The organism is Streptomyces sp. 13-12-16 (assembly GCF_002114215.1).
In the GTDB taxonomy this organism is placed as follows: Bacteria; Actinomycetota; Actinomycetes; order Streptomycetales; family Streptomycetaceae; genus Streptomyces.
Genome location: NZ_NCTE01000148.1, coordinates 1 through 15,131, shown reverse-complemented (window position 1 = coordinate 15,131; position 15,131 = coordinate 1). Strand labels below are relative to the sequence as shown.

The window sequence follows — 15,131 nt, the reverse complement described above, 5'->3', positions numbered from 1 at the left end:
CGCGACGCCCGCCGCGACCGCCTGGCCGCCGTAGATGCCCTCGCCGTCGTGGCTGACCGAACCGTCGATCGCCGCCAGCCGGGCCGCCTCGTCGGGACGGCCGGCCGCGAACACCCCGTGGGGCGCCGCCCGCATCGCCAGCCCGTCGCTCCAGGCGTGCCGGTGCTGGGCGGAGATCGGCGCCGCCAGCCCCCGGCGAAGGTTCTCCAGCGTGCCGCGCTCGCTGAAGCCGGCGCCCCGGAAGGGGCCCTCCGCGCGGTCCGCGATCCACTCGTGCCAGGCGGTCTCGACATGCACGGGGGTGAGCGCGGAGCCGTGCCGGGCCAGCAGCAGGCCGGAGAAGATCGCGTACTCGGTGTCGTCCGTGCCCGCCGGGTGGTCCGTCACGTATCCCGTGATGCGGCCCCACCGCGCGCGGATCTCGGAGGGCTTCATGTTCTCGGCCGGGGCGCCCAGCGCGTCACCGACGGCCAGGCCGAGCAGCGCGCCGCGCGCCCGCTCACGGCGCCCGAGGCCACCCCCGGGTATCGGGCCGGCCGGAGCGGCCGGAGCGGCCGGAGCAGCCGGGACAGAGGGGATGCGGGCGGTCGATGCCATGCGCGGCTCTCCTCTCAGGTGCGCCCCGAGAGGCGCGGAGCCCTTTGCGCATCTGTCCCCGACTCGGTGCCCGGCGCAGCCTCACCGGCCCCAGCGTCACCCGGTCGACATCTGCGCGTCCATCTACACAAACGAGCGAAACCCGCAAAACCGCAGGTTAGCCCAGCCTTTCCTTGCTGGCGGGACGGAATGAGGAGGCGTACGTTGGGTGTTGTCGAAGAATAGAACTTGTCCAAAGAAGACTGTGGGGGACACAGGTATGGCCATCATCGAGACCGAGGCGACGCTGCACGAGGCGCACCGCGACAACCACACGCACCGGGACGTGAACGGCGGCTGGCTGCGCCCCGCGGTCTTCGGCGCGATGGACGGACTGGTCTCCAACCTCGCCCTGATGACCGGTGTCGCCGGCGGCTCGGTCGGTCAGCAGACCGTCGTGCTCACCGGCCTCGCCGGTCTGGCCGCCGGCGCCTTCTCCATGGCGGCCGGCGAGTACACCTCCGTCGCCTCCCAGCGCGAGCTGGTCGAGGCCGAGCTCGACGTCGAGCGGCGTGAGCTGCGCAAGCACCCCAAGGACGAGGAGGCCGAGCTCGCCGCGCTCTACCAGGCCCGCGGTGTCGAGCCCGAGCTGGCCCGCGAGGTCGCCCGGCAGCTCTCCAGGGACCCCGAGCAGGCGCTGGAGATCCATGCCCGCGAGGAACTCGGCATCGACCCCTCCGACCTGCCCTCGCCCACCGTCGCCGCCGTGTCCAGTTTCGGCTCCTTCGCGCTGGGTGCCCTGCTTCCCGTACTGCCGTACCTGCTCGGCGCGAGCAGCCTGTGGCCCGCCGTGCTGCTGGCGCTGCTCGGGCTCTTCCTGTGCGGTGCGGTGGTGGCCAAGGTGACGGCGCGGACCTGGTGGTACAGCGGCCTGCGACAGCTCGCCCTCGGTGGCGCGGCGGCCGGTGTGACGTACGCCCTGGGCACGCTGTTCGGAACGGCCGTAGGATAATGCGACTCGCACTTATGCGTTGGGCCGCATAAGTAGTCGTAACTTGCTGGTTTCGGCCGCATGACCAATGGGCATGAGCCGTAAGCGCTGTGGGCAAAGAGGCCGACGGCGTGCCCCGCGGGTCGGGCGAAGGAGCTCTTTCCCGCCATCGGACCACGATGGACATCGATCTGTCCGACCGGTCCCCATAGCTTCCACCATCAGGCGCGGAACCTCACCGCGACCCATGTGGTGTCCGCATGTTGGAACGGATTATCCCGGTTTCCGAGAACCGCTCCATCATGTAACCTGCACGAAATTTCGCACCACGCAGAGGGCCAACGTCGTCCCTCGGCACCTTGCACATGCCACATGACGACGACGGGAGAGCCGATGCGTACGCCGCGCCAGCCGTCCCAGCATTCCACGAACGACCGCCTGAACTGGTCGTTCATGGATGCTCGCCCTGCTGCGCAGGGTATGTACGACCCCCGCAACGAGCACGACGCCTGCGGCGTCGGCTTCGTCGCCACCCTCACCGGCGAGGCGTCCCACACCCTGGTGGACCAGGCCCTCACGGTCCTGCGCAACCTCGAACACCGCGGTGCCACCGGTTCCGAGCCGGACTCCGGCGACGGCGCCGGAATCCTCTCCCAGGTCCCGGACACCTTCTTCCGCGAGGTGGCCGGATTCGAGCTGCCCGAGGCCGGCGGCTACGCGGTCGGCATCGCCTTCCTCCCGGAGGACGGCGCCGACGCCGTCGTCGCCCGCATCGAGGAGATCGCCGCCGCCGAGGGCCTGACCGTCCTCGGCTGGCGCGAGGTGCCGGTCGCGCCCGAACTGCTCGGCGCCACCGCCCGCTCGACGATGCCGGTCTTCCGGCAGATCTTCGTCACCGCCGGTGAGCTCAAGGGCCTCGACCTCGACCGCAAGGCGTTCGTGCTGCGCAAGCGCGCCGAGCGCGAGGTGGGCGTCTACTTCCCGTCGCTCTCCGCGCGGACCATCGTCTACAAGGGCATGCTGACCACCGGCCAGCTCGAGCCCTTCTTCCCGGACCTGTCCGACCGCCGCTTCGGCTCCGCGATCGCGCTGGTGCACTCCCGGTTCTCCACGAACACCTTCCCGTCGTGGCCGCTCGCGCACCCGTACCGCTTCGTCGCGCACAACGGTGAGATCAACACCGTCAAGGGCAACCGCAACTGGATGCGCGCCCGCGAGTCCCAGCTCGTCTCGGACCTGTTCGGGGGCGAGGACAAGAACCTCGAGCGCATCTTCCCGGTCTGTACGCCCGACGCCTCGGACTCCGCCTCCTTCGACGAGGTCCTCGAACTGCTGCACCTGGGCGGGCGTTCGCTGCCGCACTCCGTGCTGATGATGATCCCGGAGGCGTGGGAGAACCACGACTCCATGGACCCGGCCCGGCGCGCCTTCTACCAGTACCACTCCACGATGATGGAGCCCTGGGACGGCCCCGCCTGCGTCACCTTCACCGACGGCACCCAGGTCGGCGCCGTGCTCGACCGCAACGGTCTGCGCCCCGGCCGCTACTGGGTCACCGACGACGGTCTGGTCGTCCTCGGCTCCGAGGTCGGCGTCCTCGACATCGACCCGGCGAAGGTCGTCCGCAAGGGCCGCCTCCAGCCCGGCCGGATGTTCCTGGTGGACACCGCCGAGCACCGCATCATCGAGGACGACGAGATCAAGGACGGGCTCGCCGCCGAGCACCCCTACGCGGAGTGGCTCGAGGCCGGCGAGATCGAGCTGCCCGACCTGCCCGAGCGCGAGCACATCGTGCACACCCACGCCTCGGTCACCCGCCGCCAGCAGACCTTCGGCTACACCGAGGAGGAGCTGCGGGTCCTGATCGCGCCGATGGCCAAGGCCGGCGCCGAGCCGATCGGCTCGATGGGCACCGACTCGCCGATCGCCGCGCTGAGCGAGCGCCCGCGCCTGCTCTTCGACTACTTCACCCAGCTCTTCGCGCAGGTCACCAACCCTCCGCTGGACGCGATCCGCGAGGAACTGGTCACCTCCCTGCGCTCCCCGCTGGGCCCGTCGGGCAACCTGCTGGAGCCGACCGCGGCCTCCTGCCGCAGCGTCGTCCTGCCCTTCCCGGTGATCGACAACGACGAGCTGGCCAAGCTCATCCACATCAACGCCGACGGCGACATGCCCGGCTTCAAGGCCGCGACCCTCTCCGGCCTGTACCGGGTGTCCGGCGGCGGTGACGCGCTCGCCGAACGCATCGAGGACATCTGCGCCGAGGCCGACGCCGCCATAGAGAACGGCGCCCGGCTGATCGTCCTGTCCGACCGGCACTCCGACGCCGAGCACGCGCCGATCCCGTCGCTGCTGCTCACCGCGGCCGTCCACCACCACCTCATCCGCACCAAGCAGCGCACCCAGGTGGGGCTGCTGGTCGAGGCCGGTGACGTCCGCGAGGTCCACCACGTCGCCCTGCTCATCGGCTACGGCGCCGCCGCCGTCAACCCGTACCTGGCGATGGAGTCCGTCGAGGACCTGGTCCGCGCGGGCACCTTCCTGCCGGGCATCGAGGCCGAGAAGGCCATCCGCAACCTGATCCACGCCCTCGGCAAGGGCGTCCTGAAGGTCATGTCCAAGATGGGCATCTCCACGGTCGCCTCCTACCGCGGCGCCCAGGTCTTCGAGGCCGTCGGCCTGGAGGACGCCTTCGTGGAGAAGTACTTCAACGGCACCGCCACCAAGATCGGCGGCGTCGGCATCGACGTCGTCGCCCAGGAGGTCGCCGCCCGCCACGCCAAGGCCTACCCCGCCTCCGGCATCGCCCCCGCGCACCGCACGCTGGAGATCGGCGGCGAGTACCAGTGGCGCCGCGAGGGCGAGCCGCACCTGTTCGACCCGGAGACGGTCTTCCGCCTCCAGCACTCCACGCGCTCCGGCCGCTACGACATCTTCAAGAAGTACACCGAGCGGGTGAACGAGCAGTCCGAGCGCCTGATGACGCTCCGCGGCCTGTTCGGCTTCACCTCCGACCGGCAGCCGATCCCGGTCGACGAGGTCGAGCCGGTCTCCGAGATCGTCAAGCGGTTCTCCACCGGCGCCATGTCGTACGGCTCCATCTCCCGCGAGGCGCACGAGACGCTCGCCATCGCCATGAACCAGCTCGGCGGCAAGTCCAACACCGGTGAGGGCGGCGAGGACCCGGAGCGGCTGTACGACCCGGCCCGCCGGTCGTCCATCAAGCAGGTCGCCTCCGGCCGCTTCGGCGTGACCTCCGAGTACCTGGTCAACTCCGACGACATCCAGATCAAGATGGCCCAGGGCGCCAAGCCCGGCGAGGGCGGCCAGCTCCCGGGCCACAAGGTCTACCCGTGGGTCGCGAAGACCCGGCACTCGACGCCGGGCGTGGGGCTCATCTCCCCGCCGCCGCACCACGACATCTACTCCATCGAGGACCTCGCCCAGCTCATCCACGACCTGAAGAACGCCAACCCCCAGGCGCGCATTCACGTCAAGCTGGTCTCCGAGGTCGGCGTCGGCACCGTCGCCGCGGGCGTCTCCAAGGCACACGCGGACGTCGTCCTGATCTCCGGTCACGACGGCGGCACCGGTGCCTCCCCGCTGACGTCGCTGAAGCACGCCGGCGGCCCCTGGGAGCTCGGCCTCGCCGAGACCCAGCAGACCCTGCTGCTCAACGGCCTGCGCGACCGGATCGTCGTGCAGACCGACGGTCAGCTCAAGACCGGCCGTGACGTGGTCATCGCCGCGCTGCTCGGCGCCGAGGAGTTCGGCTTCGCCACCGCCCCGCTGGTCGTCTCCGGCTGCGTGATGATGCGCGTCTGCCACCTGGACACCTGCCCGGTCGGCATCGCCACCCAGAACCCGGTCCTGCGGGACCGGTTCTCCGGCAAGGCCGAGTACGTCGTGAACTTCTTCCAGTTCATCGCCGAGGAGGTCCGCGAGCTCCTCGCCGAGCTGGGCTTCCGCTCCATCGAGGAGGCCGTCGGCCACGCCGAGGTCCTCGACGTGACCCGCGCGGTGAACCACTGGAAGGCGCAGGGTCTGGAGCTGGCCCCGCTGTTCCACGTGCCCGAGCTGCCCGAGGGCGCCGTCCGCCACCAGGTCGTCGCCCAGGACCACGGCCTGGAGAAGGCGCTCGACAACGAGCTGATCAAGCTCGCCGCCGACGCCCTCGCCGCGTCCGGCGCCGAGGACGCCCAGCCGGTGCGCGCCCAGGTCGCCATCCGCAACATCAACCGCACGGTCGGCACCATGCTCGGCCACGAGGTGACGAAGAAGTTCGGCGGTGCGGGCCTGCCCGACGACACCATCGACATCACCTTCACCGGCTCCGCCGGCCAGTCCTTCGGCGCCTTCGTCCCGCGCGGCGTCACGCTGCGCCTGGAGGGCGACGCCAACGACTACGTCGGCAAGGGCCTGTCCGGCGGCCGGATCGTGGTCCGCCCGGACCGCGCGGCCGACCACCTCGCCGAGTACTCGACCATCGCGGGCAACACGATCGCGTACGGCGCGACCGGCGGCGAGCTGTTCCTGCGCGGCCGGACCGGCGAGCGGTTCTGCGTCCGCAACTCCGGCGCGACGGTCGTCTCCGAGGGCGTGGGCGACCACGGCTGCGAGTACATGACCGGCGGTCACGCGGTCGTCCTCGGCGAGACGGGGCGCAACTTCGCGGCCGGCATGTCCGGCGGCATCGCCTACGTCATCGACCTCGACCGGAACAACGTCAACGCCGGCAACCTGGACGCCGTGGGCGCCCTGGACGACGCCGACAAGCAGTGGCTGCACGACGTGGTCCGCCGCCACCAGGAGGAGACGGGCTCCACCGTCGCCGAGAAGCTGCTCGCCGACTGGGACACCGCCGTCCAGCGCTTCAGCAAGATCATCCCCAGCACGTACAAGGCAGTGCTCGCCGCCAAGGACGCCGCCGAGCGAGCAGGTCTCTCCGAGACCGAGATCACCGAGAAGATGATGGAGGCGGCGATCAATGGCTGACCCGAAGGGCTTTCTGAACCACGGCCGCGAGGTCGCCAGGTCCCGTCCGGTCGAGGAGCGCAAGAAGGACTGGAACGAGGTCTACGTCCCCGGTTCCCTGCTGCCGATCATCAGCAAGCAGGCCAGCCGGTGCATGGACTGCGGCATCCCGTTCTGCCACAACGGCTGTCCGCTGGGGAACCTCATCCCCGAGTGGAACGACTACGCCTACCGCGAGGACTGGGGCGCCGCCTCCGAGCGGCTGCACGCCACCAACAACTTCCCGGAGTTCACCGGCCGTCTGTGCCCGGCCCCGTGCGAGTCGGCGTGCGTGCTCGGCATCAACCAGCCGCCGGTCACCATCAAGAACGTCGAGGTCTCGATCATCGACAAGGCGTGGGAGACCGGTGACGTCGCCCCGCGGATCCCCGAGCGCCTCTCCGGCAAGACCGTCGCGGTCGTCGGCTCGGGACCGGCGGGCCTGGCCGCCGCCCAGCAGCTCACCCGGGCCGGCCACACGGTCGCGGTGTACGAGCGCGCCGACCGCATCGGCGGCCTGCTGCGCTACGGCATCCCCGAGTTCAAGATGGAGAAGCGGCACATCAACCGCCGTATCGAGCAGATGCGCGCGGAGGGCACCAAGTTCCGCACGGGCGTGGAGATCGGCCGCGACATGCCGGCCACCGCGCTGCGCAAGCGGTACGACGCCGTGGTCCTCGCCGTCGGCGCGACGACCGCCCGCGACCTGCCGGTGCCGGGCCGCGACCTCAAGGGCATCCACCAGGCCATGGAGTACCTGCCGCTGGCCAACAAGGTGCAGGAGGGCGACTACGTCGCCCCGCCGATCTCGGCCGAGGGCAAGCACGTCGTGGTGATCGGCGGCGGTGACACCGGCGCCGACTGCGTGGGCACCGCCCACCGCCAGGGCGCGGCCTCCGTCACCCAGCTGGAGATCATGCCCCGCCCGAACGAGGAGCGGAACCCGGTCTCCCAGCCGTGGCCGACCTTCCCCATGCTGTACAAGGTCACGTCCGCGCACGAGGAGGGCGGTGAGCGGATCTACTCCGTCTCCACCACCCACTTCGAGGGCGACGAGGACGGCAACGTCCAGTGGCTGCACATGAGCGAGGTCGAGTTCGTCGACGGCAAGCTCACCTCGAAGCCGGGCACCGAGCGCAAGATCCCGGCCCAGCTCGTCACCCTCGCCATGGGCTTCACCGGCACCGACCGGGACAACGGCCTGGTCGAGCAGTTCGGCCTGGACCTCGACGAACGCGGTAACATCGCCCGTGACGCCGACTTCCAGACCAACGTGCCCGGTGTGTTCGTCGCCGGTGACGCCGGCCGCGGCCAGTCGCTCATCGTGTGGGCGATCGCGGAGGGCCGCTCGGCCGCCCGCGGCTGCGACCGCTTCCTCACCGGGGCGAGCGAGCTGCCGGCCCCGATCCGCCCGACGGACCGCTCGCTGATGGTCTGACGAGCGGTGCACAAGGTGACCTGACGGTCCCTCGCACACGTCCCGTACAACGGCGTACGGAACACAGAAGGCGCCTGCCCTCAGTCCCCGACCGGACGACTGGGCAGGCGCCTTCGCACACTCAGCCGAGCCGGTAGTGGTCCCCGTACATCTCCCACACCAGCGGGGTGTCCAGGCCCAGGTTCCCGGCCTCCAGGAACCGGCGCTGGGCCGTGTCGACGCGGGAGGTCTCACCGTCCGGGTACCGGGTGAGCATGGCCTCGCGGCGGATGTCGAGGAAGGCGTTCAGGTACTTCTTCTCGGAGCCGCCCGCGGCGGGCGTCTCCGCCTGCTTCAGGGTGCGCTCGCGCAGGGCGTAGAAGCCGTCCGCGTCGGTGTCGGGGCCGTGGAAGACCATCGCGTCGAAGTAGACGAACTGGCCCAGCGTGCCGAGACCGTCCAGCTTGGCGAGCCGGACCGCCGGTTCGAAGTAGAGGCGGTCGCGCTCCGCCTCCTGCGCCTCCTGGAAGGCGGGCACCTTCGCCTCCGCCTCCCAGGCGGCCGGAAAGCCGGGGTCCAGGCCCTCGTGGGAGTCCGAGCCGTCGACCTCGCGCAGGGCGGGCAGGTAGGACGCCAGCCCGTTGTCCGGGTGGTCCTCGGTGTAGCCCTCGACCAGCATGAGCAGGTCGTGGGTGCCGGTGCAGAAGCCGATGATGCCCGCCGTGTAGCCGCAGCCGTCGCCCTCGTCCTCGATGGCGCCGTAGGTGGTGCGCCAGTCGGTGGTCGAGTGCTCGGCGCTCGCCACCAGCCGCTGGGCGAGCTCCTTCTTCGCCGGGGCCGCCAGCCCCGGCGGCAGACCGGCGATGACCGCGTCGTCCTCCTTCCGCTCCCTCTCGGCCCGGTCCTTGGCGTCCTCGCGGGCCGACTGGGCAGTGGCCGCGGGAGGCGCGGACGCCGGGGCGTCCGCCGAGTCCGTCGGCATCACGAAGTACACCCCCGTGGCGATCACGGGAACGGCCGCGAGGAACAGCACACCGGCACGTTTCACTGGGGGATACCTCCACCTGTCAGTTCGGACACCTTGACCACCGCGGCCACCCCCAGCACCACCGCCAGCGCCACGCACGCTCCCACCTGGACGACCGTGCGCCGCCCGTCCCTGGGGGCGTACGCGAACGCCAGCGCCACCGCGCCGCCCGCCAGCAGCCCGCCGAGGTGCCCCTCCCAGGACGTGACGAGCGCGGAGATCACCAGCCACAGCAGCAGCCCCGCCATGAACCGGTTGACCTGGCTCATGTCGGCCCCGACGCGCCGGGCCATCACGTAGTACGCGGCCCCCACCCCGAAGATCGCGCCGGACGCGCCGACCACGGCGTCCTCGGGCGCGATCAGCAGCACCAGCACCGAACCGCCCAGCGCCGACAGCAGATACAGCGCGAGGTAGTGCACCCGGCCCAGCATCGGCTCGACCAGCCGGCCCAGATTCCACAGCGCCAGCATGTTCATCACGATGTGGGCGATCCCGAACGTGCCCTCGGTGGGCGGCAGGTGCAGGAACGCGCCGGTCAGCAGCCGGTACCACTCCCCGTCCACCAGACCCTCCGGACTGAAGCCCGCGGGGTACGGGTCGATCCACAGGAAGTGCCCGCCGTCCGGCCCGACCAGCCCCGCGCCCACCATGGCGAACCGGTCCACGACCTCCGGCCGCGCCAGCTCCGCCAGGTACACCAGCACGTTGAGGACGATCAGCACGTACGTCACGACGGGCACCGTCGAGACCCGGCCGCCCACCAGGGTGCGGGCCTGCCGTACCGACCGCGCGCCCTCCTTCACGCACTCGGGGCACTGGTGGCCCACGGCCGCCTCACGCATGCAGTCCGGGCAGATGTACCGCTCGCAGCGGGTGCAGCGGACGTGGCACTCCACCTTGGGATGGCGGTAGCAGGTGGTGACGGTGGACTCGGAATCCACGGGCCGGCTCCTCGGGAGGGACGGGACGGAAGTGAGCCGGTGGGGACGGCGGCGAACAAAATATCGAACGCCGGTGGAATGAGCGAATGATGGGGTGGTGACGTGCCGTACCCTCGGGGCCAGTTCCGTGACGAGGGGGGAGCCGTATGGCCGCGATCGGTCTCAGCAAGGTCGAGGAGACGGCGCCCGCGCTGGCCGGCCTCTACAAGACCGCCGGGGTGTCCCTCGCCAAGCACGGTCTGGACGGGCTGCGCGCCGCGGTCTACCTGGTGGTCGACTACTCCGGCTCGATGAAGCCGTACTACAAGGACGGCAGCGTGCAGGCGCTCGCCGACCGGGTGCTGGGCCTGTCGGCCCACCTCGACGACGACGGCACCGTGCCGGTCGTCTTCTTCTCCACCGACGTCGACGCCGTCACCGACATCGCCCTCGCGGACCACCGGGGCCGGATCGAACGGATCGTGTCCGGCCTCGGCCACATGGGCAGGACCAGCTACCACCTGGCGATGGACGCGGTCATCGACCACTACCTGGACAGCGGCTCCACGGCCCCCGCCCTGGTGGTCTTCCAGACCGACGGCGGCCCCATCAACAGACTCGCCGCGGAGAAGTACCTCTGCAAGGCCGCCCGCCTCCCCTTGTTCTGGCAGTTCATCGGCTTCGGCGACCCGACCAGCAGACAGTTCGACTACCTGCGAAAGCTGGACGACCTGGCGGTCCCGACCAAGCGCGTGGTGGACAACGCGGGCTTCTTCCACGCGGGCGAGAACCCGAGCAGGGTCACGGACACGGACCTGTACGACCGCATGGTGGGCGAATTCCCCAAGTGGCTGGCGGCAGCACGGGCACAAGGAATCGTGGGCGAGGAGTAGCGCCCCACAGGGGCGCGGGGCCGTGTCGATGTGCGGCTCCGCCGCGCGGGCGCGATCAACCCCCACGCACCCGCACCCGACAACGCTAGGTGTCACACTCCAGCACCGTCCGGCACAGCCCGCACCGCGCCCGCACGCGCCCGCGTACCGGTACACGGATCCGCTGGTGACACGTGGGACACGGAAACGCCACCCGCAGGGAGCCGTGCTCCGCCGGAGCGAAGCTGTACGGAACGTCCGGCCGCCCCGCGGACACGCGGCGGTCCTCCGCGTGCCGCCGGTCCCGCGCGTACCGCCTGCGGCCGGCCCACCCGGCGGAGACCAGCGGAGGCTGCTGCTCGTCCCGGCGCGCCAGCGCCAGCCCCTCCGTGTACGCCGTGTACGCCTGCGCACTGGTGAACCACACCGACGGATCCTCCCCGAACAGCAGCGCCCGCTTCGCCAGCACGTACCCGAACTCCTCCGGAGTGAGGTACCCCAGCTTCTGCGACGACGCCCCGTCCTGACGGAACGCGTCCAGCAGCAGCCACCCCGCCCCCAGGTACGTCGCCACCGTGTCCGTCAGGATCTCGTTCTCCCGCGTCCCCGGGAACGACAGGTCCAGCCGGTGCAGGTACACATGCGCCACCTCGTGCGCCAGGGCCGCCCCGATGTCCCGCCGATGCGTCCGGAACCGGTCGTTCAGCTCGACGAAGTACTCCGGCCCGGCCGTCAGTTCCACGTTCGCCGCATGCGTCATCCCGCGGAACCCGACGATCAGCCGGGCGTCCGGCAGCCGGTAGTGCCGCACCAGCTCGCGGGCCACCCGCTGCGCCCCCAGATGGAGGTCGTCCGTGTCGCAGAACGCCACATCGGCCGGCGCCACGCTCACCGAGAACGTGCGGACCGTGTCGTACGACAGCCGCCGGTACAGCGCGGTGACGGCCGCCCGCACCGTCTCCAGGTGCGGATAACCGTGCTCGACCGGTCCGCCGTTCGCCACGTCTCACCCCCGGACGCCCTGAACCCGGTTCCACTGTACGGGCCCGCCCCGGCCGGTGCCCGCCCCGTAGTGTGACCCACCATGACCATCAGCAACACCGCCACCGGCGACGCCGTCCGCGAGGAGCTCGCCCGGCTGCGCGACAGCATCGACAACATCGACGCGGCCGTCGTCCACATGCTCGCCGAACGCTTCAAGTGCACCCAGCAGGTCGGCCGCCTCAAGGCCGAGCACCAGCTGCCGCCCGCCGACCCGGACCGCGAGGCCCGCCAGATCACCCGGCTGCGCGCCCTCGCCGAGAACGCCAAACTCGACCCGGCCTTCGCGGAGAAGTTCCTGAACTTCATCATCGCCGAGGTGATCCGCCACCACGAGCGCATCGCCGAGGACACCGTGGGCGGCGCCACGCCCTCGGCGAACCGCACCACGACATCCTCCCCCGGGGAGTGACAGAACCGCCCGCGCGGAGCATGCTGCGCTGTGCACTCCTTGTCGGCCGGCGAGCCCCACCCGCCGGCCCCCGGACAGCCATCCGGTCCCTTGCGAGGAGGGACGCGCCGCATGCCGCCGAACGCCCGCATCCTCATCGTCGACGACCACGAGGACACCCTGTACGCCCTGGAGAGCGCCCTGGCCCCGCTGGGCCACCTGCTGGGCCGGGCCACCAGTGGCGACGAGGCCCTCAAGCAACTGCTGCGCGGCAACGTCGGCCTGCTGCTCCTGGACGTCCGGCAGCCGGGCACCGGCGGACTCGACGTCGTGCGCTACATGCGGCGCCTGGAACAGACCCAGCTCATCCCCGTCGTCCTGCTCACCGGCTTCGCCCGCGACCCGCAGCTCGGCGCCGCCGCGTACGCCCTCGGCGTAGCCGATCTCGTCACCAAACCGGTCGACCCGTGGGCGTTGCGTACCAAGATCCGTCATCTCTACGACGCGCACCAGCGCCGGCTCGCCCTGGAACGCGAGGTACGCGCCCTGCGCGCCCGGCTCGAGGAACGCAACCCCACCCCCGGACATCCCGCCCTGCCCCACCCGCACGCGCACACGCCGCCCTCAGGGCCCGCCGGGGCGCACACCGGGGAGCTCGAACGAGACCGGACATAGGGTGCGTACCCGATCCGCCCCTGTGGTTCGGCGACCGCATCAGGCAGCATGGCCCGCATGTCCGTACTGACGCGCGACGAAGCGCAGAACCGAGCACAGCTCCTCGACGTCCACCGCTACACGATCGAACTCGATCTGACCACCGGGGACGAGACGTTCGACTCCCGCACCCTGATCAGGTTCAGCGCCCGCACCGACGCGGACACCTTCGTCGAGCTCAAGCCCGCCGAGCTGCGCTCCGTCACCCTCGACGGACAGCCCCTGGACGCCGGCGCCCTCGACGGCAACCGGCTGCCGCTGAAGAACCTCACCGCCGGCGAGCACGAGCTGCGCGTCGACGCGAGCATGCGCTACTCCCGCACCGGCGAGGGCATGCACCGCTTCACCGACCCCACCGACGGCGAGACCTACGTCTACACCCAGCTCTTCCTCGACGACGTGCAGCGCGTCTTCGCCGCCTTCGACCAGCCCGACCTCAAGGCCGTCTTCGAGCTGACCGTCACCGCCCCGCGGCACTGGACCGTCCTCGCCAACGGCGTCACCGAGCACACCGGCGAGGGCGTGTGGAGGGCCGCCCCCACCCCGCTGATCTCCACCTACCTCGTCGCCGTCGCCGCCGGCCCCTGGCACTCCGTGCGCACCGAGCACCGCGGCCTGCCCTTCGGCATCCACTGCCGCCGCTCGCTGGCCCCGTACCTCGACGCGGACGCCGACGAACTCCTCGACATCACCCGCGCCTGCTTCGACCGCTACCACGAGAAGTTCGAGGAGCCCTACCCCTTCGACTCCTACGACCAGGCCTTCGTGCCCGAGTTCAACGCGGGCGCCATGGAGAACCCCGGCCTGGTCACCTTCCGCGACGAGTTCGTCTACCGTTCCGCCGTCACCGACACCGAGCGCCAGACCCGCGCCATGGTGATCGCCCACGAGATGGCCCACATGTGGTTCGGCGACCTCGTCACCCTCAGGTGGTGGGACGACATCTGGCTGAACGAGTCCTTCGCCGAGTACATGGGCTACCAGACCCTCACCGAGGCGACCCGCTTCACCGACACCTGGACCGACTTCGGGGTCACCCGCAAGCCCTGGGGCTACGACGCCGACCAGCGGCCCTCCACCCACCCCGTCGCGCCGAAGGACGTCGAGGACACCGCCTCCGCCCTGCTCAACTTCGACGGCATCTCCTACGCCAAGGGCGCCTCCGCCCTGCGCCAGCTCGTCGCCTGGCTCGGCGAGAAGGACTTCCTCGCCGGCATCAACACCCACTTCGCCCGGCACCGGTTCGCCAACGCCACGCTCGCCGACTTCATCGACTCCCTCGCCTCCGCCACCGAACGCGACGTCCACGCCTGGGCCGACGCCTGGCTGCGCACCACCGGCGTCGACACCCTCGTCCCCGAGCCGGGCAACGGAGACAACGTCTACTGGCACCTGGACATCGGTCACCTGGGGGACCCCGGGATCCAGCTGGCGCCCGACCCCGACAAGGACCGCCCCGGGATGAAGCACGCCGGCACCCTCGTCTCGGCCGGCAGCAAGCGCCCGCACCGCATCGCCATCGGCGTCTACGACCACGACCTCCACGACGCCGGCCGGCTCGTCCTGCGCGACCGCTTCGAGGCGGACCTCCCCGCCCACAAGAACGTCGCCTTCAGTCCCGGCGGCACCCGCCCCGCCCTCGTCGTCCTCAACGACGGCGACCTCACCTACGCCAAGATCCGCTTCGACGCCGACTCCCTGGACACCCTGCGCGCCCGGCTGTCCGGCCTGCCGGACCCCCTCACCCGCGCGGTGGTGTGGAACGCGCTCAGGGACGCCGTCCGCGACGGCGACCTGCCCGCCGGCGACTTCCTGGACATCGCCCGCGCCCACCTCCCGCACGAGACCGACCTCGCCCTCGTCCAGGGCGTCCTCGCCTTCGCCTCCGTCCACGTCGCCGGCCGCTACCTCACCCCCGACCGGCGGCCGGCCGCGCTGGCCACCCTCACCGAGCTGTGCCGCGACCTCATCCGGCGCACCGAGGACGGCGACCACCCCGGTCTGCGGCTGATCGCCGTGCGGCACCGCATCGACACCGCCGCCCACCCCGACACCATCGCCGCCTGGCTCGCCGACGGCACCGTCCCCGGCGGCCCCGAGCTCGACCCCGAGCTGCGCTGGCGGGTCCTCGCCCGGCTCGCCGTGCTCGGCGCCACCGACGAGGCC

At 71.1% G+C, this 15,131-nt stretch carries 11 protein-coding genes; 7 read left to right on the top strand and 4 right to left on the bottom strand.

The window, feature by feature from the left end; all coding sequences use genetic code 11:
• A partial coding sequence (locus tag B7767_RS06985; protein WP_179167053.1) for an ADP-ribosylglycohydrolase family protein occupies positions 1 to 597 on the bottom strand: 597 nt, incomplete at its 3' end.
• A gap of 259 nt (positions 598 to 856) precedes the next feature.
• Here B7767_RS06985 and B7767_RS06980 point away from each other — a divergent pair.
• From B7767_RS06980 to B7767_RS06970, 3 genes are all read left to right on the top strand, one after another.
• Positions 857 to 1,588, top strand: coding sequence for a VIT1/CCC1 transporter family protein (locus B7767_RS06980; protein WP_085571376.1), 732 nt, complete (start codon positions 857 to 859; stop codon positions 1,586 to 1,588).
• Between the two features lie 372 nt (positions 1,589 to 1,960).
• Positions 1,961 to 6,562: a glutamate synthase large subunit gene (gene gltB, locus B7767_RS06975; RefSeq protein ID WP_085571375.1), complete on the top strand. Its 4,602-nt coding sequence runs from the start codon at positions 1,961 to 1,963 to the stop codon at positions 6,560 to 6,562.
• Complete coding sequence (locus B7767_RS06970) at positions 6,555 to 8,018, top strand: glutamate synthase subunit beta (RefSeq protein WP_085571374.1); 1,464 nt, start codon at positions 6,555 to 6,557, stop codon at positions 8,016 to 8,018. Before gltB ends, B7767_RS06970 begins: the two co-directional genes overlap by 8 nt.
• A gap of 121 nt (positions 8,019 to 8,139) precedes the next feature.
• Here B7767_RS06970 and B7767_RS06965 read toward each other — a convergent pair whose 3' ends face one another.
• Both B7767_RS06965 and B7767_RS06960 read right to left on the bottom strand, forming a co-directional pair.
• Entirely contained in the window at positions 8,140 to 9,045 is a 906-nt protein-coding gene (locus B7767_RS06965) for a chitosanase (RefSeq protein ID WP_085571373.1), read from the bottom strand.
• On the bottom strand, positions 9,042 to 9,968 hold the full coding sequence (locus B7767_RS06960; RefSeq protein ID WP_085571372.1) for a rhomboid family intramembrane serine protease: 927 nt from the start codon (positions 9,966 to 9,968) through the stop codon (positions 9,042 to 9,044). The genes B7767_RS06965 and B7767_RS06960 overlap by 4 nt, the downstream gene beginning before the upstream one ends.
• Before the next feature lie 146 nt (positions 9,969 to 10,114).
• Here B7767_RS06960 and B7767_RS06955 point away from each other — a divergent pair, with 146 nt between their 5' ends.
• Positions 10,115 to 10,840 carry a VWA domain-containing protein gene (locus tag B7767_RS06955; RefSeq protein WP_085571371.1) on the top strand — a complete coding sequence of 242 codons (726 nt, stop codon included), beginning with the start codon at positions 10,115 to 10,117 and terminating at the stop codon, positions 10,838 to 10,840.
• 85 nt (positions 10,841 to 10,925) lie between these two features.
• Here the strand turns inward: B7767_RS06955 and B7767_RS06950 are convergent, their stop codons facing one another.
• Positions 10,926 to 11,822, bottom strand: coding sequence for a hypothetical protein (locus B7767_RS06950; protein ID WP_085571370.1), 897 nt, complete (start codon positions 11,820 to 11,822; stop codon positions 10,926 to 10,928).
• An 81-nt stretch (positions 11,823 to 11,903) separates the two neighbouring features.
• Between B7767_RS06950 and B7767_RS06945 the strand changes: the two genes are divergently transcribed.
• The 3 genes from B7767_RS06945 to pepN form a co-directional block, all read left to right on the top strand.
• Positions 11,904 to 12,272, top strand: a complete 369-nt coding sequence (locus B7767_RS06945) for a chorismate mutase (protein ID WP_085571369.1) — start codon at positions 11,904 to 11,906, stop codon at positions 12,270 to 12,272.
• A 111-nt stretch (positions 12,273 to 12,383) separates the two neighbouring features.
• Complete coding sequence (locus B7767_RS06940; protein WP_085571368.1) at positions 12,384 to 12,926, top strand: two-component system response regulator; 543 nt, start codon at positions 12,384 to 12,386, stop codon at positions 12,924 to 12,926.
• A 48-nt stretch (positions 12,927 to 12,974) separates the two neighbouring features.
• Positions 12,975 to 15,131: aminopeptidase N (gene pepN / locus B7767_RS06935; RefSeq protein WP_085571367.1), on the top strand; the 2,157-nt coding region annotated here is incomplete at its 3' end.